Origin of the sequence: Mycobacterium kyogaense (genome assembly GCF_036946525.1) — a bacterium.
In the GTDB taxonomy this organism is placed as follows: domain Bacteria; phylum Actinomycetota; class Actinomycetes; order Mycobacteriales; family Mycobacteriaceae; genus Mycobacterium; species Mycobacterium kyogaense_A.
The window spans coordinates 109,881-131,989 of sequence record NZ_JAQIIY010000006.1 but is presented as its reverse complement, the minus strand read 5'-3'; the positions used below and the strand labels follow the sequence as shown (position 1 = coordinate 131,989).

Below are 22,109 nucleotides of genomic sequence, written 5' to 3'. Positions count from 1 at the left end.
CCGGTTCGCCGATCGATCATTCTGTGTCGCTCGCCTTTTCGGCGGTGTCAGACTTCTCGGTCTTGTCGGTCTTCTCGGCTTTGTGGGCGCGGGCAGCCTCCCGTTCGGCCTTCTTCTGCGCCCTCTGCTCGGCCCTTTCGGCACGTGCTTCCGCGCGCTCAGCGGCCTTGGCCGTCCACGTCGACACCAGCGACGGCCGGGTCGGCGTCTCCGCGCGGTCGGCCCCTGTGCTGTCCTCCGTGGCGTCGTCCGGGCCCCGGTCGGGCACCGTCAGCGGGCCCTCGAACGGCGGGTCCGCGTCTTCCCATCGGAGCGGACGTTCCCCCTGCGGAGCGCGTTCGATGGCGATCGGAGTCGCCTCGCGACCGTTGGCGGCCTCGTCGATGGCGACGAAGAGGACCGATCGGCCGACGTCGGAGCCGAATTCGGCGATGTTGCGAAACAGGCCTTCGCCGCGCAGCACGTCGGTGCTGTTGAAGACCGCACTGGCGAGCACGCTTTCGGCGAAGTTCACGCCGATGTAGAGCTGCCTCCCGATGGGTCCGAGGAGGTTCAGTGCCGGGGTCACGATCGTGCGGAACGCCACCGTGCCGTCGATGAACGCGTTGTCGATGCCGTCCAGGAACGGGGTGGGCCGGTCTGCCGCGGCGGCCTGCAGGGCGGTGGTGCCGCCGGGGACGATCAGCGGGTCGTAGCGGTTCGGCGCCAGCGCGTCGGTCCACCCGGCGGGACGATCCGTCGGCGGGCGCGTGATCGCGATCGGGTATGTGTCCGGCGACGCTAGGCTGATCTCGTCGATCGCGACGAAGACCGCGGACAGCAGGATGTCCCCGGCGATCTGCCCGACGTTGCGCAGCACTCCTTCTCCGCGTGCGATGTCGGTGCCGTTGAACACGGTGCTCGCCACGATGCTCTCGATGAAGTTGTAGCCGATGTAGAGCTGCTTACCCAGGTAGCCGAGCTGGTTGGCAAACTCGGTGAAGTCGGTGCGGGACGCGGTGCGGGAGGCGAGGAACGCGGCGTCGATGTCGTCGGCCACCGAGGCGAGATCCTGGGCGGCCACCGCAGTGGATTCGCTGCCGGCGCGGGTGCTCACCAGGGGCGGAAGCGCGGGCCACGGCGTGAGGCCTGTTGACGAGGCAGTCAAATTCACCTCGGCGCTGGAATGGGCTGGACCGCTTCGCTGCGGTGCCGGCGCTGGGTTAGCCAGTAATGTCGCTCCTGCGACCGCTGTTGCCGCGACGACGGCGTTGCCCCGTTCGATGAACCCCATGGTGTCTCCGTTCCCCGGCTCCGATGCCTATCTGTTCAGCAAACACCAGGAAGGGTGGGGGTGCCAATAGGGGAACCCCCTCGCGTTGGGGTTTCTCAGCGTGCGTCGGCGAACGCCCGCAGCGACGCCACCTGCGCGGGGTCCAGCGACGGGCGCACCGCCTCGCGGGCCGCAGCGACATCCGCGGCGGTCACGTCGGCGGCGTCGACGGACCGGCGCATCGCGGTGAGCGCCGCCTCGCGCAGCAATGCCACGCAGTCAGCCGCGCTGTAGCCGTCGAGTTCGGCGGCCAGCGCATCGAGGTCGACCGCGTTCGCCCCGTCGCGGGCCAGGGGCACCGACTTGCCCGCCGTGCGCAGGATCTGCGCACGCGCCTCGGCGTCGGGAGGTTCGACGAACACCAGCTTCTCCAGCCGGCCGGGCCGCAGCAGCGCCGGGTCGATCAGGTCCGGACGGTTCGTCGCACCCAACACCACGACGTCGCGCAGCGGCTCGATCCCGTCGAGTTCGGTGAGTAGCGCGGCCACCACGCGGTCGGTGACCCCGGAGTCGAAACTCTGACCGCGCCGCGGCGCCATCGCGTCGATCTCGTCGAGGAAGACCAGCGACGGCGCGGAATCACGCGCCCGGCGGAACAATTCGCGCACCGCCTTCTCCGATGAGCCCACCCACTTGTCCATCAGCTCAGCGCCTTTGACCGCGTGCACGCTCAGCCGTCCTGAGCTGGCCAGCGCGCGCACGACGTAGGTCTTGCCGCAGCCGGGTGGTCCGTAGAGCAGCACGCCGCGCGGCGGCTCCACACCCAGGCGGGCGAACGTGTCGGGATGCTGCAGCGGCCACAGCACCGCTTCGGTGAGTGCCTGCTTGGTGGCCACCATGTCGCCCACGTCGTCGAGCGTGACCGAGCCGACCGAGATCTCCTCGGCGGCCGAGCGGGACAGCGGCCGGATGACGCTCAGCGCCCCCGTCAGGTCTTCCTGCCGCAGCTCGGGCGCCGCGTCGGTCCCGCTCGCTCGCGCTGCCGCGCGCAGTGCGGCCTCGCGGATCAGCGCGGCCAGGTCAGCGACCACGAAACCCGGTGTGCGCTCGGCGATTTCCTTCAGATCGAGATCCGCTCCGGGAACATCGCGCAACAGCACCTCGAGCAACTGCCGGCGCACGCCCGCGTCGGGCAGGCTCAACCCCAGCTCGCGGTCACACAGGTCCGGCGCGCGTAGCCGCGGATCGACCGCGTCGGGAGTTGCGGTGGTCGCGACGAACGCGACCCCCGATGTCGCTACCGCCGAACGCAATTCGGCCAGGATGAGCGTGGCCACCGGATCCGCGGGAACCGGCAGCAGCGTGTCGATGTCGGTGATCAGCAGCACCCCGCCGCCGTCACGCACCGAGCGGACCGCCGAGGCGACATCGGCCAGCCGATCCTCGGGCCGTAGAGAGCCCACCTCAGGGCCGTCGAGCTCTACGAGTCGCCTGCCGCTGCACACGGTCCTGACCAATCGGGCCTTGCCGACCCCCGCAGGTCCGGAGACCAGGACACCGAGATTGGCGGTGGCGCCGAGTGTGTGGAGCAGCTCGGGCTGATCGAGCGCGAGCTTGAGCCACTCGGCCAGCCGGCCGGCCTGGGCGTGCGCGCCCTTGAGGTCGTCGACGTTCAACGCCGGTGCCGCTCCCTCGGTGACGACGTGGGTCTGCGAGGTCGCGGCGGTCACCGACCCGTTCTGCGTGGCACCGCTCGACGTTCCCCAGCAGACGAGCGAATTCGGTTGCACGCTCACCGGTCCCGCGGGGTCGACCTCGGTGACCGTCAGCAGCTCCGAGGTCCACACGATGCCGACCGATGCCGCCAACGCGGCCGTCGCCGCCGACGTCGACGTGCCCGGCCCCAGGTCGCGCGGCAGCAGCGACACGGTGTCGCCGACCGTCATCACCTTGCCCAGCAGGGCCTGCCGCAAGGTGGCCGGGGTGATCGACCGGCTCGCCAGGTTGGACCCGGTCAGCGTCACCGACCGCGCCCCGTACACGGTGGCCGCGGCGACCAGCACCGGTGTGTCCTCGCGCAGCCCGGCGTTGCTCAGCGTGACGTCGTCGAGCAGTGCGGTGCCGGCCGGCACGCCGTCGGGCGCCGTCCCCACCACCGCGGCCGTGGTGCGCGACCCCGTCAGCGAGACCGCGTCCCACTCGCGGATGCCCAGTGCGGCAATCGCTTCCGGATGCAACCGGACCACGCCGCGGCGGGAGTCCAGCGCCGAGGTGTTCAACCGCGCGGTCAGCGTCAGCTGTGCCATCTCAGCTCCGGGGCGGTCGACGCAGGCCCAGGCGCATCATCGAGCGGCGATGCGGCTGCGCCCGCCGGATCGCGCGGCGCGCGGCGCGCTGCTGCCGCGGCTTGTCGTCCCACACCTCGGGGTGAGCGGCCAGGAAGCGCCGAGTCCGGATCGCGAACGGGATGTGCAGGAGGTAGCCGATGACGATCAGCAGAATCACGACGTAGCCGTAGAGGATCGACGCGGCGACGCCGATGGCCAGCAGTGCCAACAAGGGTGCAACCGCATTCGGCGGTACGGAGAACGTGTGGATCTTGCGCATCGGCAACGTGCTGACCACCAGCAGCGACACCACGATCATCCAGATCACCACGGCCGGTTCGGAAGTCCACCACCCGTCGCCGAACTGCATCTTCGCTGCCAGCGGAGCGATCGCGACGATCGCGCCCGCCGGGGCGGGCATGCCGACGAAGAACTTCTTCTCGTAGTCCGGCTGATCGAGATCCAGCATTGCGTTGAACCGTGCCAACCGCAGCACGATGCACACCGCGTACAGCAGCACCACGATCCAGCCGACGCGCGAATGCGACAACAGCGTGCCGTAGACGATGAACGCAGGTGCCACACCGAAATTCACCGCGTCGGCCAGGGAGTCGATCTCCTCACCCATCCGAGAGGTGGCATTCAGGGCGCGGGCTGTGCGGCCGTCGAGCGCGTCCAGGATCGCGGCGATGGCCAGGAACGCCATCGCTTCGGTGGGCCGGTCGTCCAGCGCGAACTTCACCGCGCTCAGCCCGAGACAGATGGCTGCGACCGTCATCGCGCTGGGCAGGATCCTGGCGCTGACCACCGGAGCCTTCAGCCGCGGCTTGCGTGGCTTCATGGCAGTTCGGCCGGCGCGGGCAGTTCGGCCAGCACGGTTTCCCCGGCGAGGGTGCGCTGGCCCACCGAGACCAGCACCCGTGAGCCGGCGGGCAGGTAGGTGTCCAGGCGCGAGCCGTACCGGATCAGGCCGTAGGTGTCGCCGATGCCGATCTTCTCGCCCGGCGACACGGTGCACACGATGCGGCGAGCCAGTAGACCCGCGATCTGCACGGCGATCACCTGCTGGCCCTCCGGCGTGCGGATCACGACGCTGTTGCGCTCGTTGTCGGCGCTGGCGGCGGCCAGTTCCGCCGACACGAACAGGCCGGGGCGGTGCGCAACCGTGACCACCTCACCGCCGACGGGAGCCCGCTGCACGTGGGCGTCCAGCAGCGACAAGAAGATGCTGACCCGCGGCAGCGGTTCGGCGGGCAACCCGAGTTCGCTCGGCGGCACCTCCTCCTCGATCAGGCAGATCAGCCCGTCGGCGGGGGCGACGACGACAGCGGGCCGCGTCGGTGGGGTGCGCGGCGGATGCCGGAAGAAGGCGGCGTTGGCGGCGGCGGAGGCGAGGCCGGCGCGGCGGACGAAGCGGTTCCGGCGTCCGGCCACCGCCACGGCCAGGCTGGCGCCGACGAACGGCAGGCCTGCGGGGTGCATCGGGGGAACGGACGTGCGGATCAGCGCCGCCAGCCGCGCGGGGCCTGTCTTGAGGTCGGGGCGTCTGGCCATCGTGGGCCCAATAGTACGGTGGCTCTCCCTAACGCAGGTCCCACACCTGCACGCGACTTCCCGACGCCACCTCCGAGGTGTCCTCGTCGAGCTCCAGCAGGCAATTCGCCGAGGCCAGCCAGCGCAGGTGGTGCGACGCGGGCGGTCCGTAACTGGTGACGGTGTCGGTGACGTGGTCCAGCACGCCGCGCCGGAACTGCCGCTTGCCGCGCGGCGAGGTGAGGTCCTCGGTGAGCATCGCGGTGCGCCGCGGCCGCTCGGGCTGGGGCAACCCCATCGCGGTACGTAGCGCGGGCCGGACGAACACCTCGAACGACACCAGCGCGCTGACCGGGTTGCCCGGCAGCGTGACGGCCGGGGTGCCGTCGATCGCTCCCGCGCCCTGCGGCATCCCGGGCTGCATCGCGACCTTGACGAACTCGACCCCGCCCGACGGGCCGCTCAGCGCATCTTTGACCACCTCGTACGCGCCGGCGCTGACCCCGCCCGTCGTCAAAATCAGATCCGCGTCACCGGCATGGGCGGCGAGCGTCGCCCGGAACGCATCGACGTCGTCGCCGGTGGTGGGGGAGGCGATCACCTCGGCCCCGGCGTCACGGACCGCGGCGGCCAACATCACGCCGTTGGATTCGTAGATCTGTCCGGGGGCCAACTCGGTGCCCGCAGCCACCAGCTCGGTGCCCGTCGACACGACCAGCACCCGCTGGCGCGGCGTCACCGTCACCGTCTGCAGGCCGAGTGCGGCGGCCAGTCCGAGCGCGGCCGGTGTCAGCACCTGACCGGCCTGCAGCACCGTCGTCCCCGCGGTCACGTCTTCACCCGCGCGCCGGACGTGTTGACCGTCGCGCGCGGAGGCGCGGATCGTCACGGTGTCCACGGCGCCGTCGGTGGCCTCGACCGGCACCACCGCGGTGGCGCCGTGGGGCAGCGGCGCGCCGGTCATGATGCGGTGCACTGTGCCCGGCTGCAGCGTCGGGATGTCGGTGCGGCCGGCGGGGATGTCCTCGGCGACGGGCAGGCGCACCGGCGCGGAGTCCGAGGCCGTCGCGATGTCGGTGGCCAGCACGGCGTATCCGTCCATCGCGGAGTTGTCGAACCCGGGCAACGACAGCGGGGCGACCACGTCCTCGGCCATCGCCAGCCCCAGCGCGTCGGCCAGCGGGAGCGCCATCGGTGGCCGCGCGATGATCAGCGAGCCGACCAGCCTGCGGTGCTCATCGACACTGCGCATCGAGACGCTGCGCATCAGACCGGGTAGCTCACGCCGGTCAGCTCCTCGGACACTGCCCACAGCCGCTGCTGGATCGCGACGTCGTGGGACTTGCGGGTGGACTGCACGAGCACCGGGTGCCCGACGAGCTCGCGGAAACCGGAGGGGCCGTAGTACTGGCCGCCGCGCACATCCGGATCGGTAGCTGCCCGCAGCGTGGCCAGCGCGCCGATCTCCGGGCTGTTGGTGACCAGGCCGGCCAGCGCCGAGAAGCCGGGCAGACCCGAGCCCGGGATGTGGCGCATCAGCTCGGTGTTCGAGATGCCAGGGTGGGCGGCCACGGCGATGGTCTTCGCGCCGGCGGCGGCGAGCCGGCGCTGCAGCTCGTAGGTGAACATCAGATTGGCCAGCTTGGACTGGCCGTAGGCGGCGACGCGGTTGTAGCCGCGCTCCCACTGCAGGTCGTCGAAGTGGATGTCGGCCTGGATGTTGTGGGCGATGCTCGCGACCACGACGACCCGGGACCCCTCGACGGACAGCAGATGGTCGAGCAGCAGCCCGGTGAAGGCGAAGTGCCCCAGGTGGTTGGTGCCGAACTGCAGCTCGAAGCCGTCGGCCGTCACCTGCTTGGGCGGATACATCACCCCGGCGTTGTCGAGGAGCAGATCGATCGTCGGGTGCGCCGCGCGCAGTGCCTCCGCGGCTGCCCGAACGTTCGCCAGCGACGTCAGGTCCAGCTCCTGGACCTCGACCTGCGCGCCGGAATGGGCCGCCCGAATCCGGTCTGCCGCCTGTTCACCCTTGGTCTTGTCGCGGACCGCGAGCACGACCCGGGCGCCGCGGCCGGCGAGCACGAGGGCGGCCTCGTAGCCGATGCCCGAGTTCGCGCCGGTGACGACGGCCACGCGGCCGGACTGGTCAGGGACGTCGGATGCGGTCCATTTCGCACTCATGGCATCACCCTAGGGGGTTGGCAGGCGCCTTCACTCCGTAGTCGAAGACCCGCGTCATCTCGCCGACCCCCTCGGTCGCCGGGGTCATGTCCAGCGGGTCGAGGTGGACCCGGATGAGCGTGAACCGCCGGGACCCATCGGATGCTTGATGAGATGCGGCGTCGAACGCGGCGGCCAGCTCCGCCCCGGTCCGGCACGAGCGCAGGAGCAGCGAGTGCTCGTCGGCGCCGAAGGCGCGCGGCAGGTCGGTGTAACGCCACGCGGCGACGTCGTTGTACGGGCTCTTCGCCCCCATGATCGCGCGCTCGATGGTGTAGCCGCGGTTGTCGAGCAGCACGATGACGGGAGTCAGTCCCAGGCGCAGGATCGTCGAGAGTTCCTGGGCGGTCACCTGGAACGAGCCGTCGCCGACACACAGCACGTGCCGCCGCTGCGGTTCGGCCAGTGCCGCGCCCAGCAGCGCGGGCAGCGCGAAACCTATCGAGCCCCAGCTGGTCTGGTTCACGTACCGCAGCCCGTGCGGCAGCTGCAGCCCGGAGGTGTTCTGGCCGGCGGTGCCGGTCTCGGCGACGAGGACGTCGTCCGGCCCGAGAAAGCCTGCGAGAGCGTCGAAGACGGCACGTTGGGTCAGCGGCGCGTCGGGCTCCGGGACCTCGGGCGGCTCGGGGGCAGGTGGCGGCTCGGGTGCGGTGGCCGTCGCTGTTGGGGTGGCGGCCAGGACGTCGGCCGTGTCGGTGCCGTAGTACACCTCGGTGCCGCTCTGGACGGCGTCGGCGCTCAGCCGGACATGCGGTCGATCGGCGTAGTCGAGGGTGAATCCCGCTGTCGTGACGTCGGTTTCGGTCAGTTCGCAACTGATCAGCAGATCGGCCGCGGCGAACGCCTGCTGGGCCCGCCCGGAACCGGGCAGCAGCCCGAGGTAGAGCGGCGCGTCCGGGTCGGCGGTGTGCGCCGCGGGGACGGTACAGGTGTAGGGCACGCCGTGTGCGGCGCAGAATGCCTCGATCGCGGGCATCAGCCCACGGCGGATCGCGGGCAGGTCGACCACCAGCAGCGGCCGGCGCGCCTCGGCAAGTGCCCCACTCAGGACGGCCGCGGCCTCCCGGGACGCCGACGCGACACCCGACGTGGTCGCAACGTCCAGAATGGTTGTCGGAACGGTGATCTCGACGTGGCTGAGATCTGACGGCAGCTCCAGACGCACGGGCCGACGGGTGCGGTGCGCGGTCAGCAACGCGTGGTCGATGACCTCGACCGCGGTCTGCGGCGTGATCGTCTCGCTGTACGCGGTGAACTCGGCGAACGCGCGGTGCACGTTGCGGTATCCGCCGTCGAGCAGGCTGTGGTGCAGTCGCAGACCGTCCCGCGTCGCGTGCAGTGGTGGTGAACCCGACAGGTGGATCAGCGGGATGTGTTCGCAGTAGGCACCTGCGACGCCGTTGAGGGCGCTCAAGCAGCCGACCCCGTAAGTGGTGAGCAGAACGCCGGGTCGGCCGCCGCGGGCGTGTCCGTCCGCGGCGTAGGCGGCGTTGAGTTCGTTGCAGGTGCCGACCCAGGTGAGGTCGGGATCGGCCTCGATCTGTTCGAGGAACGCCATGTTGTAGTCCCCGGGCACGCCGAAGACGTGGGACGTGCCGATCTCGCGCAGTCGCCGCAGCAGGAACTCGCCGATCCGTTGGTGCGTACTCATAACTTCCCCTCGCCTCATCCCCGCCCGATACTGCGGCCCGCCACCCGCCCGGTGAACAGGCAGCCGCCCACGAAAGTGCCCTCCAGAGAACGCTGCCCGTGCACACCGCCGCCGCCGAACCCGGCGGCCTCACCCGCGGCGAACAAGCCGGCGATGGGAGTGCCGTCGCCGCGCAGGACGCGTGCGTCGGTGTCGGTGAGCAACCCGCCCAACGTCTTTCGCGTGGTGATGCGCAACCTGACCGCGATCAGCGGCCGGTGCCGCGGATCGTCGATGGGTGCCGGAACAGCGATACGGAACCGGTCGGGCAGGTACCGACGCGCGTTGCGGATCGCGGCGAACTGCGGATCCTTGCTGTAGGCGTTGACCGCCTGCGCGTCACGGGCGCGAATCTCGCGGGCCACCACATCCGGATCCACCGACGACACACCGGGCACGGCGTTCATCCCGGCGACCAGCTCAGGGATCGACGGCGCCGTGACGAAGTCCTCACCCTCGTCGAGGAATCGCTGCCACAGCGGCGAGATTCGCGGTCGTACAGTCCCTTTGGCGGCCAGCCACGGATGCTTGCCGGTGACCGCGGGATTGAGCTCCTGGCCCGACATCCCGAATTCCTTGCGGAAGATCTCACGGTTCATGATCAGCCACGAGTAACTGAAACCCGATGCGACGACGTGACGGACCGCGCCTACGGTGTCGAAATTCGGGTACAGCGGCGGCGGGAAGCGCACCCCGGCACCGTCGAGCCACAGCGCCGACGGGCCTGCAGTCACGTGGATTCCGTGATTCGCCCACACGGGATCGATGTTGCGTACCCCGTCGGGGTAGAACCACAGCCTGTCCTCGTTGGCCACCGCCGCCCCCACCTGACGGGCGGTGTCGAGCATGCGTCCATCAACGTAGGCGGGATTGCCGCACAGCATATCCGTCGGCTCCGAACCGAAACTGCGCGTGAACAATTCGCGGGCACGCTCAGGGCTGCCGCCGACGCCGCCGGTGGCCAGCAGCACCGCCGGCGCGTGCAGGACGAAGTCGCCGATCACCTCGGAGGCAGACGCGGCCCCGCGCGGGCCCGTCGAGGCCGCCAGCCGGGCGCCCCGCACACCGGACACCGCGCCGCCGTCGAGCACGATCTCCTCGACGCGGTGCCGGTGAAGCCGCCGGATACGACCGGCGGCGACGGCCGAGCGCACGCGCGCCGCGAAGATCTCCACGAGCCCGGGGCCAGTGCCCCACGTGATGTGGAAGCGCGGCACGCTGTTGCCCGAGCCGAGTGCGCCGTGTCCGCCCCGCTCCGGCCACACCGGCAGGGGGTAGGCGCGCCAACCGAACCCGCGCAGCCAGCGACGCTTCTCGCCGGCAGCGAACTCGACATAGCGGGAAGCCCAGCGGCGGGCCCACTCGTCGGCCGGGCCGTCGGTGAACTCCGCCGAGCTCCACCAGTCGCGCAACGCCAGATCGGGGGAGTCCTTGATACCCAGGCGTCGCTGCTCGGGGGTGTCGACCATGAACAGCCCGCCGTAGGACCAGTAGGCCTGGCCGCCGTCGTCGGCCGGCCCCTGTTGATCGCACAGGATGACCGTCCGTCCGGCCTCGGCGATCTCGGCTGCGGCGACCAACCCGGCCAGACCGTGACCGACGACGATCGCGTCGGCCGACTGGGTTGTCATTGCGTCGAACCCTAGTGTGAATCGGCCGGCAGGGCCTACGGGTTGCGCACATCCGGCGGCCGTTTACTGTCGCACCATGGCGATCGGTGGAGTGCTGTTCGACATCGACGGCGTGCTGGTCACCTCCTGGCAGCCGATCCCCGGTGCGGCCGAGACGCTGCGCACGCTCACCGAACACCAGGTGGCCTGCGCCTATCTGACCAACACCACCACCAAGACCCGGGCCCAGATCGCCGGGTTGCTCACCGACGCCGGCATGTCCGTACGCGCCGACGAGGTGATCACCGCCGCCGCGCTGACCGCCGACTACGTGCGTGACCGCTATCCCGACGCCCGCTGCTTCCTGGTCAACAGCGGGCAGATCGGCGAGGACATGCCGGGCATCGACCTGGTCTACTCGACCGATTTCACGGGCCCGCAGGCTCCGGAGGCCCCTGATGTGGTGTTGCTCGGCGGGGCCGGGCGGGAGTACACGCACGAGACGCTGTCGTGGGTGTACGACTGGATGGCCCAGGGCGTGCCGGTGGTCGCGATGCACCGCAGCACCGCGTGGACCACCACCGACGGTTTGCGCGTCGACACCGGCATGTACCTGATCGGTATGGAGGAGACCTCGGGGCGCAAGGCGACCGCGGTGGGCAAGCCCGCACCCGAGGGGTTCCTGTCGGCGGCGGGCCGGCTCGGCGTGGACGCCGACGAGATGTACATGATCGGCGACGACCTCAACAACGACGTGCTCGCTGCCCAGGTCGTGGGTATGACGGGTGTGCTGGTGCGCACCGGCAAGTTCCGACAGGACACATTGGACCGTTGGGCCGCAGACGAATTCGCGATGCAGCCGAACCACGTCATCGATTCGGTGGCTGATCTTCCGGCACTGCTCGGGCTCTAGCGATGAGTTCCGCGCGGTAGCGGAGTCTCAACGTCATGACCGACACACTGATCCTCACCGTCGATGTACATGCCGAGCCTGCCGCGGTGTTCGCCGTGCTGGCCGACCCCGCCAACCATCCGGCGATCGACGGGACCGGGTGGCTGCGGGAATCCCTGGATCCTGGTCCGGTGACCGAGGAGGGGCAGATCTTCCGCATCCGGATGTACCACGACAACCATCCCGACGGGTACTACGACATGGCCAACAAGGTCATCGCGATCGACCCCGACCGGACGATCGCGTGGGAACCCGGGCAGGCCGGCCACGACGGGACCCTCGAATTCGGCGGCTGGACATGGCGTTACGACCTCGAGCGCACCGGGCCCGCACAGACGCGGGTGCGCCTGACCTACGACTGGTCGGCAGTTCCTGCGCAGCTGCGCGAGCACATCACGTTCCCGCCGTTCCCGACCAGCTATCTGGAGAGCTCGCTGGGAAACCTGGCGAGCCTGGCGTCAGGCCGTTAGCTCACGCTGCAGCACGCGGATCGCCTCGATGCGTTCCTTGAGCTGATCGCGCGTGGCCGCCGCGACGGGCGGGCCCCCGCAGCGGCGGCGCAACTCGTTGTGAATCCAGCCGTGCGGCCGGCCGGTGCGGTGGTGGGCCAGCGAGACCAGCGTGTTGAGTTCGCGTCGCAACTCGCGCAGCTGCCCGTGTGTCGTCGGGGGAACGACGGCACCTGATTCGGTGCGCTTCTGCAGCTGTTCGTCCTGCCGTCGGCGCAGCAGGTCACGCATCGCGTTCGCGTCGAGCAGGCCGGGAATGCCGAGGTAGTCGGCTTCCTCGTCGCTGCCTGCGGGGGTGGCGGTCCCGAACGAGGCGCCGTCGAAGATCACCTGGTCCAATTCGGCGTCGGCGCCGAGGTATTCGATCTTGCCCTCGTTGTCGTCGGGCTCGTCGCGCTTCTGCTCGGCGAGCTCGGCGTCCAGCGGATCGTCTTCCGTCTCGCGATGCGGCTTGCCCAGCACGTGGTTGCGCTGGGCCTCCATCTCACTCGCCAGCATCAGGAGGTTCGGCACCGACGGCAGGAAGATGCTCGCGGTCTCACCGGGTCGGCGGGAGCGCACGAAGCGCCCGATCGCCTGGGCGAAGAACAGCGGCGTCGACGCGCTTGTGGCGTAGACGCCGACCGCCAGGCGTGGCACGTCGACACCCTCGGACACCATGCGCACCGCGACCAGCCACCGCGACGTGTCCGCGGCGTACTGGGAGATGCGGTCGGAGGCGCCTTTGTCATCGGAGAGCACCACGGTCGGCGCCTCGCCGGTGATCTTCAGCAGCAGGTCGGCGTACGCGCGGGCGGCGGTCTGGTCGGAGGCGATGATCATGCCGCCGGCGTCGGGGACATGCTGGCGCAGGCCGCGCAGCCGGGTGTCGGCGGCGGCGATCACCGCGGGCATCCACTGACCGGCCGGGTTCAGTGCGGTCTTCCACGCCCGCGCGGTCTGCTCGGCGGTCAGCGGCTCACCGAGCCGGGCCGCATGTTCCTCGCCGGCGCTGTCGCGCCACCGGGCCTCGCCGGAGTACGCCATGAACATCACCGGCCGGACCACGCCGTCGGTCAGCGCGTCGGAGTAGCCGTAGGTGTGGTCGGCCTTCGACCTCTGAAAACCGTCCGGTCCGGTCTCGTAGGTGACGAACGGGATCGCGCTGTCGTCGCTGCGGAACGGCGTCCCGGTCAGCGAGAGGCGCCGGGTCGCGTCGTCGAAGGCCTCCCGAATCGCGTCGCCCCAGCTCTTGGCGTCACCGCCGTGGTGGATCTCGTCGAACACGACGAGCGTCTTGCGGTTCTCGGTGCGCACCCGGTGCCGGGACGGGTGGCTGGCCACCTGCGCGTAGGTGACGACGACGCCGTGGTACTCCGACGACGTCTGGGAGTTCGAGTTGGAGAACTTCGGGTCGAGCGCGATGCCCTGGCGCGCCGCGGCCTGTGCCCACTGGACCTTCAGGTGCTCGGTGGGCACCACGATCGTCACCGCCTCGACGGTGCCCTGGGCGAGCAGTTCGGCGACGATGCGCAGCGCGAACGTCGTCTTTCCCGAACCGGGGGTGGCGACGGCGAGGAAATCGCGAGGTTGCGCCGACAGGTATTTGACCAGCGCCCGTCGCTGCCAACCGCGAAGCGTGGGGGTGCTGGGCGCTGCATCAGCCCGCACCCACGACTCCTTTCGACCGAATCGCAGTCTAGGGCAGGCGCTTCCACGATCGCATCCGACGCGGCGTGTTCGCCTCCGGCGTGTCCGGCCGCTACTCGACGAAGTGGTTGTCGTTCTCGGCGAACCACTCGCGCCGTTCGTCGTCGGTCAGCTCGCCGAGCTGGGCCAACCCCTCGAAGTAGTGCTCCCGCGGGGCGCCGGGGGCGAACAGCATCAGCATCGTCGCGGGCTCGTCCGCCCGGTTTCCGAACCCGTGGATGCCGCCCGGCGGGACGTAGAGGAAGTCGCCTGCGCCGCCGTCGGTCCATTCGCTGCCGTTGTACAGCGACACGGTGCCCGAGAGGATGTAGAACGCCTCGCTCATGCCCCGGTGGTAGTGCGGGCCGGGACCGCCGGCACGCGGCGCGATCTGCACGCGGTACAGGCCATAGTCGCCGCCGGTGTCGCCCTGGCTGGCCAGGTAGTGGTACTGGACCAGCCCGAACGAGTCGTAGTCCGGCGGCGCGTCACCCCGCTTGAGCCACGCGCTGACCTCGGGCTCGTCGGCGGTGTAGCGGGGTGGCGGATACGGGGGCACGACCAGCGACATGCGCCCACGCTAAACGGGGAACGTGACTCCGGTGAGCTCTTCGGACACCGTCCACAGCCGCTGCTGCTGGGCCACGTCGTAGGACACCGTGTTGGAGGCGACGACGACGGGGTTGCCGCGCTGCTGGCCGATGCCGTCGGGCCCGTAGTACTGACCGCCGAGCGCGCCCGGATCGGTGGCGGCACGTAGGGACGGCAGAGCTCCGCCCGTCGCGTCCTGGGCGAACAGCAACGGCGCAGCCGCCAGGAAAGCGCGCTCGACCGGACGTGGGAAGCTGCGAGCCAGCTCGGTGGTGGCGGTACCGGGGTGGGCAGCGACGGCGATCGTCTTTCCACGAGGCGCCAAGCGGCGTTCCAGCTCGTAGGTGAACATCAGGTTGGCCAACTTGGACTGGGTGTAGGCACCCATGCGGCTGTAGCTGCGCTCCCACTGCAGGTCGTCCCAGTGGATCGCACCGCCCATCTTGTGGCCGTTGCTGCTGACCGTCACCACCCGGGAGCCGGGGACGTCGACGATGTTGGGCAGCAGCAGCCCGGTGAGCGCGAAGTGGCCCAGGTGGTTGGTGCCGAACTGGAGCTCGAAGCCGTCTTTCGTGGTGCCCTTGGGTGTGGTCATCACGCCTGCGTTGTTGATCAGCAGGTCGATGCGGTCGAACCGGCTCTTCAGCGCGTCGGAGGCGGCACGGATGGACGCCAGCGACGTCAGGTCCAGCTTCTGGACCTCGACCGTGCCGTCGATGCGCGCGGCGGCCTGATTGCCTTTGTCCGTGTTGCGGACCGCGATGACGACCGTGGCGCCCTTGTCGGCCAACGCCTTGGCGGTCTCGAAGCCGAGTCCGGTGTTGGCGCCGGTGATGACGGCGACGCGGCCGGTCTGATCGGGGATGTCGGCGGTGGTCCAGGTGGTCATGGCTCGGGGCTCCTAGAATGGACGGAAACGGGGCGGTCGCCCCGGTTGATAGCCACTATACGGAACGGTCGCCCCGCTTTATCGACACGGGAGGTGCTCACGATGGTCCGGCCCCTGCGTGCCGACGCCGCACGCAACCGCGCGCGCGTTCTCGAGGTCGCCTACGAGACCTTCGCCGCGGAGGGGCTCGCGGTGCCGATCGACGAGATCGCCCGCCGCGCCGGGGTCGGTGCCGGCACGGTCTACCGGCACTTCCCCACCAAGGAGGACCTGTTCCGCGCCGTCGTCGACGACCGGATCCGCGGCATCATCACCTGGGGTCGTGCGCTGCTCGACGAGGCCGCGCCCGGCGATGCGCTGTTCACCTTCCTGCGCACCCTTGTCCTCAAGTGGGGTGCGACCGACCGCGGCATGAGCGAAGCGCTCGCCGGAGCCGGAGTCGCGGTCGAAGCTGCGATCCCCGACATCGAGGACGATTTCCTGGCCATGCTCGGGGAGTTGCTGCGTGCCGGCCAGGACGCGGGCACCGTGCGCGGCGAGATCGGCGTGGCCGAGGTCAAGGCGCTGCTGGTGGGCCTGCAGGCCATGCAGGGCTACAACCGCGACGCCGCGACGCGCGTCATCGACGTGGTGCTGGACGGTCTACGCGCCAGCTGACCCACAGGTCGCCTCCAGGTCTGCAGCGCATAGTGGCCGACTATGAGTGCGGCGATCGTCCCACTGACCTGGGCGACGGCGCTGACCACGTGGCGGTGGAACACCAGCGCGGCAGTGCTCGCGCTCGTCGCCGCCGTCGGTTACGCGCGGTGCTACCGGACTGCCCGCCCGTCGCTGACGCGTGCGAACGCGGCCTGCTGCGCCGTCGGCATCGGCCTGTTCGCCGTCGCGACCATGGGCATGGTCAGTGTCTACGCGCCCGTCTTGTTCTGGGTGCGGGCCCTGCAGGTGCTGCTCCTGCTGATGGTGATCCCGTTCTTCGTCGCGATGAGTCGTCCACTCACCGCATTGGGGGTGTCTCCCGCAGGCCGTGGCGCACGCCTGCTGCTGCATCCGGCGACGACGTCGGTGGCGATGCTCGCGCTGCCCTGGCTGTTCTATCTGACCCTCTGGTACGGGGCCGCGCTGATCCACCCGTGGGTGATGGCGCTGACCGGGGCGCTGATGTTGACCGTCGGCTTCGGCTACTTCTACGCCCGGCTGCAGACCGATCCGGTGCCGCGCCGGTACACGCAGCTGATCTCGCTGGTCATCAGCATCGTCGAGTCGCTCGGCGACGGTGTCCTGGGCATCGTGCTGTGGCTCGGCCCGCTGATCGCCGCCGACTACTACCGCGGCCTCGGCAGGCAGTGGGGCCCGACGATGCGCGTCGACCAATCCATCGGCGCCGGTGTCCTCTGGCTGGTCGGAGATGTGCTGGGAGTGTTCTTCATCCTGGTGCTGATGCGGTTCTTCTCCGCCGACGAGAAGCGGCACGCGACGGTCGTCGACGCCGAACTGGACGCCGCATTCGATGAGGCACCCGCGTCCGGGTTGTGGTGGGAGAACGATCCGCAACTGCGCTCTCGGATGGGCCGATGACCATTCCGCTGCTGGGCACCTTCTCGCTGCGCGGCTTCACCCACGCCTGGTTCTTCCTGGTGCTCGCCGCGGTGCTCGCCCTCCTGGCGGCCTACGTCGTCGCGCAGCGCCGCAAGCGGCGCCGGGCTTTGCGCTTCGCCAATTTCGAGCTGCTCTCCTCGCTCAGCGTGCCCCGGCGCCGACGGTGGCGGCACGTGCCCGCGGCGCTGCTGCTCGCCTCGCTGGCGTTGCTCACCACCGCGATGGCCGGACCCACCGACAACGTCCGGGTGCCGCGCAACCGCGCCGTGGTGATGCTCGTCATCGACGTCTCGGAGTCGATGTCGGCGACCGACGTGGCGCCGAACCGGCTGGCCGCCGCCAAAGAGGCCGGCAAGCGTTTCGCCGACGAGCTGACTCCCGGCATCAACCTGGGCCTGGTCGAATTCGCGGGGTCGGCGACGCTGCTGATGGCGCCCACACCCGACCACGACGCGGTCAAGGCGTCCATCGACACGCTGCAGGTCGCCGAGCGCACAGCGACAGGGGAGGGGCTGTTCACCGCGCTGCAGGCGGTCGCGGCAACTGCCGACGTGCTGGGCGGTGGCGACGGTCCGCCGCCGGCGCGCATCGTGCTCGAGTCCGACGGCAAGGAGACGGTGCCCGCCGATCCGGAGGAGCCGCGCGGCGCGTTCACCGCGGCGCGCGCGGCCAAGGAACAGCACGTCGCGATCTCGACGATCTCGTTCGGCACGCCCGACGGCACCGTCACGCTCAACGACACCCAGGTCCCGGTGCCCGTGGACGACTCGACCCTGCAGACGATCAGCCAGATCTCGGGTGGCGAGACGTTCCACGCCAGCACCCTCGACCAGCTCAACAGCGTCTACGACACGCTGCAGAGCATCATCGGCTACGACACCGTGCCCGGTGACGCCAGCGCGCCGTGGGCGCGGCTGTCCCTGCTGATCCTGGTCGCAGCGCTGGCGGCCGCCGTCGTCGTCGATCGACGCCTGCCGCGCTAGCTAGACAGGTAGTCGTCGGTCGATCACCAGCGCGAACAGCGCGCCGGCCACGGCAAGCAGGCCGGCGAGGCGCAGCCAGCCGGTGCTCGCCGGCCCGCGCTCGGTCTGATAGCCGAGTTGATCGTCGATTCCGTCGAACGCCTGGTTGAGCTCGTCGACGTTCGCGGCCGACGACGTCTGCCCGCCCGAGAGCTGGGCGACGGTCGTCATCGTCTGGGCGCCGACCGGGACGGGAACCGACTGGTTGCCCATCTCGACGTGGCCCTGCGAGGTGCCGAACGCGATGGTCGTGACGGGGACGCCGGCATCACGGGCGGCGCGTGCGGCGGTGTAGGCGCCTTGCGGGGCGTCCGGGTTGGCGGGGTGGTTCTCCTCGCCGTCGGAGAGCAGCACGATGCGCGCGGGCGGGTTCTGATCGCGCGGGCCCTGCAGCACGGCGTTGACGGTCTTGATGGACTGCAGGGCGGCGAAGATCGCCTGCCCGGTCGCGGTGCTGTCGGCCAGCTGCAACTTGTCCAGCGCCGCGACGGTCAGGTCATGGTCAGGATTGGGTGCGACGAGGACTTCGGCGCTGCCGGCGAACGAAATGAGGCCGAGGTTCACACCGGGGGTCACGTGATGCGCGTACTCGGCTGCGGCCTGTTCGGCGGCCTGCAGCCGCGTCGGCGAGACGTCGGTGGCGCCCATCGACCGCGACACGTCGATGACGAGCATGACGACGGCGCGGTTGCGCGGTACGCGGATGGCCTGGCTGGGCTGCGCGACCGCCAGGGTCAGCGGCACCAGAGAGAGGAGCAGCAGCGCGGCGGGCAGATGGCGCAGCCGGGGCGCTCGGGGTGGCGGCGCCGGGGTGAACCGGAGCAGCCGTCGGCGCCGGCGGCGCGCGGCGACGACATAGACGGCCAGCAGCAGAACGGGAGCGGCGAGGAGCACCAGCCACCCCGGGCTCGCGAAGCCGGACAGCGACAGCGGGCCTAGGCCGGGGACAGTCACCGACCCAGGGTGGCCCGGGCGGCTGGCAGGCGGCTGTGGAGGCAGTTTCACCGTGGGCGTGAAACCTTGCACTCACCCAGGTCGAGTGCTAAGAATGCAGTTGGCACTCGCGACCGGCGAGTGCTAGGTCGGGACGGTGAGGCCGGGGCCGCACATTCGCGAGCACATCCCCAGCCGTCCGTCGCGGGCACTGCGCCCGACCAGCAAGACGTGCATCCCCAATCCCGGAGGAAACACTTCGCAATGGCCAAGACAATTGCGTATGACGAAGAGGCCCGTCGCGGCCTCGAGCGGGGCCTCAACAGCCTCGCCGACGCGGTAAAGGTGACGCTGGGCCCCAAGGGCCGCAACGTCGTCCTCGAGAAGAAGTGGGGTGCCCCCACGATCACCAACGATGGTGTGTCCATCGCCAAGGAGATCGAGCTCGAGGATCCGTACGAGAAGATCGGCGCAGAGCTGGTCAAGGAAGTTGCCAAGAAGACCGACGACGTCGCAGGTGACGGCACCACCACCGCCACCGTGCTCGCCCAGGCGCTGGTCCGCGAGGGCCTTCGCAACGTGGCCGCCGGCGCCAACCCGCTCGGCCTCAAGCGCGGCATCGAGAAGGCCGTCGAGGCCGTCACCGAAGGTCTGCTGAAGTCGGCCAAGGAGGTCGAGACCAAGGAGCAGATCGCTGCCACCGCCGCGATCTCCGCCGGTGACGTCCAGATCGGCGAGCTCATCGCCGAGGCCATGGACAAGGTCGGCAACGAGGGTGTCATCACCGTCGAGGAGAGCAACACCTTCGGCCTGCAGCTCGAGCTCACCGAAGGCATGCGCTTCGACAAGGGCTACATCTCGGGCTACTTCGTGACCGACGCCGAGCGTCAGGAAGCCGTCCTCGAGGATCCCTACATCCTGCTGGTCAGCTCCAAGGTGTCGACCGTCAAGGATCTGCTGCCCCTGCTGGAGAAGGTCATCCAGTCCGGTAAGCCGCTGCTGATCATCGCCGAGGACGTCGAGGGCGAAGCCCTGTCGACCCTGGTGGTCAACAAGATCCGCGGCACCTTCAAGTCCGTCGCCGTCAAGGCCCCGGGCTTCGGTGACCGTCGCAAGGCGATGCTGCAGGACATGGCGATCCTCACCGGTGGCCAGGTCATCAGCGAAGAGGTCGGCCTCTCCCTCGAGACCGCCGACGTCGCGCTGCTCGGCAAGGCCCGCAAGATCGTCGTCACCAAGGACGAGACCACGATCGTCGAGGGTGCAGGCGATGCCGACGCGATCCAGGGCCGTGTCGCCCAGATCCGCGCCGAGATCGAGAACAGCGACTCCGACTACGACCGCGAGAAGCTGCAGGAGCGCCTGGCCAAGCTGGCCGGCGGCGTTGCAGTCATCAAGGCCGGAGCTGCCACCGAGGTGGAGCTCAAGGAGCGCAAGCACCGCATCGAGGACGCCGTCCGCAACGCCAAGGCTGCTGTCGAAGAGGGCATCGTCGCCGGTGGCGGCGTGGCTCTGCTGCAGTCGGCCCCGACGCTGGACGGCCTCGGCCTCTCCGGTGACGAGGCCACCGGCGCCAACATCGTGCGTGTCGCGCTGTCGGCTCCGCTCAAGCAGATCGCCTTCAACGGTGGTCTCGAGCCCGGTGTCGTCGCCGAGAAGGTGTCCAACCTGCCCGCGGGTCACGGCCTCAACGCCGCGACCGGTGAGTACGAGGACCTGCTCAAGGCCGGCGTTGCCGACCCGGTGAAGGTGACCCGCTCGGCGCTGCAGAACGCAGCCTCGATCGCGGCGCTCTTCCTCACCACCGAGGCCGTCGTCGCCGACAAGCCGGAGAAGGCCGCCGCACCTGCGGGCGACCCGACCGGTGGCATGGGCGGTATGGACTTCTAAGTCCCAGCACTACGAGGAGGCCCGGTCCCGTTCGCGGGGCCGGGCTTTTTCGTGTGTCGTGCGCGCCGAGTGTGCATTCTCATCCGCCGGTCGCGGGGCGGTTTCAAGCGGTCGATGCAACACCCCCTGTGATCGAGGAGTGTTGCGATGGGTCGAGTGCCGTTGCGGTCGCGGATGCCGGCGTTCTGGGAGTATGTCCGGGCTGGTCTGTTCCCGGCTGAAGCCGGGGTGGCTGTCGGTGTGTCAGAGGGCTGTGGACAGCGGTGGTTCCGTGAGGCTGGTGGCGTGAAACCAGCTAAGCCCAAGCCGAAATCGAGTGGTCCGCGTCCGCGGCTGACACTGGACGATCGCATCGAAATTCAGGTAGGCGTGTGCACGGGTGAGTCGTTGCGATCCATCGGTCGACGATTGGGCCGGCCAGCCTCGACGATCAAACGCGAAATCGATAACAACAGCGAGCTGCGGAACCGCCACACGGGCCGCAAATCGGGTTACCGACGCAAACACGCCTTCGGTGCCCGCCAAAGCGGTAAACCCTCGTCGGTGCGCTACCTGGCCACGGCTGCTCATGACCGCTCGGCCGAACGCACCCGCCGGCCCAAGCAGCGCCGACTGGCCTGCGATGACACCCTGCGCCAAGAGGTGCAGACTCGACTGGAGCGCCACCACAGCCCTCAACAGATCGCGCGGCGGTTGCGCAGCGATTTCCCCGACGATCCGGAGATGTGGGTGTCACACGAGGCCATCTACCAGGCCATCTACGTACAAGGGCGTGGATCGCTACGCCAAGAGCTGCACCGCTGCCTGCGCACGAAGCGCGCGATCCGCCATCCTCAGCGCCCCGCAGGAGCGCGTCGTGGTCGTATCCCCGGCATGGTCAACATCAGCCAGCGTCCCGCCGAGGTCTCCGACCGGGCGGTGCCCGGGCACTGGGAGGGCGATCTGATTTTGGGGTCGACGGCCTCAGCCTCGGCGATCGGCACCCTCGTCGAGCGCAGCACCCGGTTCGTCATGCTGTTGCACCTGCCCGACGATCACACCGCACTGAGCGTGCAGAACGCGATCGTCGAGAAAATGAGCGAGCTGCCCGAACACTTGCGCCGCTCCCTGACCTGGGACCAGGGCAGCGAAATGGCCAACCACGCAGCGATCGCAGCGGCCGCCGATCTCGACATCTACTTCTGCGATCCACACTCGCCATGGCAACGCGGCACCAACGAGAACACCAACGGGCTTCTGCGCCAGTACTTCTCCAAAAGCACCGACTTATCGCTGTGGGGACCTGGCTACCTCGACAACGTCGCCGCCGAACTCAACGGCCGACCCCGCAAAACCCTCAACTGGAAAACCCCAGCCGAAGCCCTCAACGAACTACTGTCACAACCGCCAACTGTTGCATCGACCCCTTGAACTCAAGCGGC

Annotated in this window: 19 protein-coding genes; 7 read left to right on the top strand and 12 right to left on the bottom strand. The window is 69.6% G+C overall.

Translation table 11 applies throughout. The annotated features are described in order from the left end of the window. Positions 1 to 16: 16 nt before the first annotated feature. From PGN37_RS02775 to PGN37_RS02740, 8 genes are all read right to left on the bottom strand, one after another. Entirely contained in the window at positions 17 to 1,096 is a 1,080-nt protein-coding gene (locus PGN37_RS02775) for a hypothetical protein (protein ID WP_335329493.1), read from the bottom strand. A 272-nt stretch (positions 1,097 to 1,368) separates the two neighbouring features. Then, entirely contained in the window at positions 1,369 to 3,558 is a 2,190-nt protein-coding gene (locus PGN37_RS02770; protein WP_335329492.1) for an AAA family ATPase, read from the bottom strand. A gap of 1 nt (position 3,559) precedes the next feature. Continuing rightward, positions 3,560 to 4,420 (bottom strand): CDP-diacylglycerol--serine O-phosphatidyltransferase, encoded by an 861-nt coding sequence (gene pssA / locus PGN37_RS02765; protein ID WP_335329491.1) that lies wholly within the window; start codon positions 4,418 to 4,420, stop codon positions 3,560 to 3,562. After that, complete coding sequence (locus PGN37_RS02760) at positions 4,417 to 5,133, bottom strand: phosphatidylserine decarboxylase (RefSeq protein WP_335329490.1); 717 nt, start codon at positions 5,131 to 5,133, stop codon at positions 4,417 to 4,419. Before PGN37_RS02760 ends, pssA begins: the two co-directional genes overlap by 4 nt. A gap of 28 nt (positions 5,134 to 5,161) precedes the next feature. Next, a complete protein-coding gene (moeA, locus tag PGN37_RS02755; protein WP_335329489.1) occupies positions 5,162 to 6,364 on the bottom strand; it encodes a molybdopterin molybdotransferase MoeA in 1,203 nt (400 codons plus the stop codon). 14 nt (positions 6,365 to 6,378) lie between these two features. Further along, positions 6,379 to 7,296, bottom strand: a complete 918-nt coding sequence (locus PGN37_RS02750) for an SDR family NAD(P)-dependent oxidoreductase (protein WP_335329488.1) — start codon at positions 7,294 to 7,296, stop codon at positions 6,379 to 6,381. Between the two features lie 4 nt (positions 7,297 to 7,300). Next, positions 7,301 to 8,986: an alpha-keto acid decarboxylase family protein gene (locus PGN37_RS02745; RefSeq protein WP_335329487.1), complete on the bottom strand. Its 1,686-nt coding sequence runs from the start codon at positions 8,984 to 8,986 to the stop codon at positions 7,301 to 7,303. A gap of 14 nt (positions 8,987 to 9,000) precedes the next feature. Beyond that, positions 9,001 to 10,656: an FAD-binding dehydrogenase gene (locus PGN37_RS02740; RefSeq protein WP_335329486.1), complete on the bottom strand. Its 1,656-nt coding sequence runs from the start codon at positions 10,654 to 10,656 to the stop codon at positions 9,001 to 9,003. Positions 10,657 to 10,732: 76 nt separating this feature from the next. On the opposite strand from PGN37_RS02740, the gene PGN37_RS02735 reads away from it, so the two are divergent. Both PGN37_RS02735 and PGN37_RS02730 read left to right on the top strand, forming a co-directional pair. Then, positions 10,733 to 11,548: an HAD-IIA family hydrolase gene (locus PGN37_RS02735; RefSeq protein ID WP_335329485.1), complete on the top strand. Its 816-nt coding sequence runs from the start codon at positions 10,733 to 10,735 to the stop codon at positions 11,546 to 11,548. A gap of 35 nt (positions 11,549 to 11,583) precedes the next feature. After that, the gene (locus PGN37_RS02730; RefSeq protein ID WP_335329484.1) at positions 11,584 to 12,057 is read left to right on the top strand and encodes an SRPBCC family protein; all 474 of its coding nucleotides are present in this window, start codon (positions 11,584 to 11,586) and stop codon (positions 12,055 to 12,057) included. On the opposite strand, the gene PGN37_RS02725 is transcribed toward PGN37_RS02730, so the two are convergent. The 3 genes from PGN37_RS02725 to PGN37_RS02715 all read right to left on the bottom strand — a co-directional run bounded on the left by PGN37_RS02725 (position 12,046) and on the right by PGN37_RS02715 (position 15,244). Next, on the bottom strand, positions 12,046 to 13,746 hold the full coding sequence (locus PGN37_RS02725; RefSeq protein ID WP_335329483.1) for a DEAD/DEAH box helicase: 1,701 nt from the start codon (positions 13,744 to 13,746) through the stop codon (positions 12,046 to 12,048). The genes PGN37_RS02730 and PGN37_RS02725 overlap by 12 nt on opposite strands. Positions 13,747 to 13,837: 91 nt before the next feature. After that, positions 13,838 to 14,335 (bottom strand): cupin domain-containing protein, encoded by a 498-nt coding sequence (locus PGN37_RS02720; protein WP_335329482.1) that lies wholly within the window; start codon positions 14,333 to 14,335, stop codon positions 13,838 to 13,840. A gap of 9 nt (positions 14,336 to 14,344) precedes the next feature. After that, positions 14,345 to 15,244, bottom strand: a complete 900-nt coding sequence (locus tag PGN37_RS02715) for an SDR family NAD(P)-dependent oxidoreductase (protein ID WP_335329481.1) — start codon at positions 15,242 to 15,244, stop codon at positions 14,345 to 14,347. 102 nt (positions 15,245 to 15,346) lie between these two features. Between PGN37_RS02715 and PGN37_RS02710 the strand changes: the two genes are divergently transcribed. The 3 genes from PGN37_RS02710 to PGN37_RS02700 are packed head-to-tail and all read left to right on the top strand — an operon-like array spanning position 15,347 to position 17,826. Further along, entirely contained in the window at positions 15,347 to 15,901 is a 555-nt protein-coding gene (locus tag PGN37_RS02710; RefSeq protein ID WP_335329480.1) for a TetR/AcrR family transcriptional regulator, read from the top strand. A 42-nt stretch (positions 15,902 to 15,943) separates the two neighbouring features. Further along, positions 15,944 to 16,822, top strand: coding sequence for a cytochrome c oxidase assembly protein (locus tag PGN37_RS02705; protein ID WP_335329479.1), 879 nt, complete (start codon positions 15,944 to 15,946; stop codon positions 16,820 to 16,822). Next, positions 16,819 to 17,826 carry a VWA domain-containing protein gene (locus tag PGN37_RS02700; RefSeq protein WP_335329478.1) on the top strand — a complete coding sequence of 336 codons (1,008 nt, stop codon included), beginning with the start codon at positions 16,819 to 16,821 and terminating at the stop codon, positions 17,824 to 17,826. Before PGN37_RS02705 ends, PGN37_RS02700 begins: the two co-directional genes overlap by 4 nt. Here PGN37_RS02700 and PGN37_RS02695 read toward each other — a convergent pair whose 3' ends face one another. Next, the gene (locus PGN37_RS02695) at positions 17,827 to 18,819 is read right to left on the bottom strand and encodes a VWA domain-containing protein (protein ID WP_335329477.1); all 993 of its coding nucleotides are present in this window, start codon (positions 18,817 to 18,819) and stop codon (positions 17,827 to 17,829) included. A 243-nt stretch (positions 18,820 to 19,062) separates the two neighbouring features. On the opposite strand from PGN37_RS02695, the gene groL reads away from it, so the two are divergent. After that, positions 19,063 to 20,688, top strand: coding sequence for a chaperonin GroEL (gene groL / locus PGN37_RS02690; RefSeq protein WP_335329476.1), 1,626 nt, complete (start codon positions 19,063 to 19,065; stop codon positions 20,686 to 20,688). Between the two features lie 147 nt (positions 20,689 to 20,835). Further along, the gene (locus tag PGN37_RS02685) at positions 20,836 to 22,098 is read left to right on the top strand and encodes an IS30 family transposase (protein ID WP_335329475.1); all 1,263 of its coding nucleotides are present in this window, start codon (positions 20,836 to 20,838) and stop codon (positions 22,096 to 22,098) included. The last annotated feature ends 11 nt before the right edge of the window (positions 22,099 to 22,109 follow it).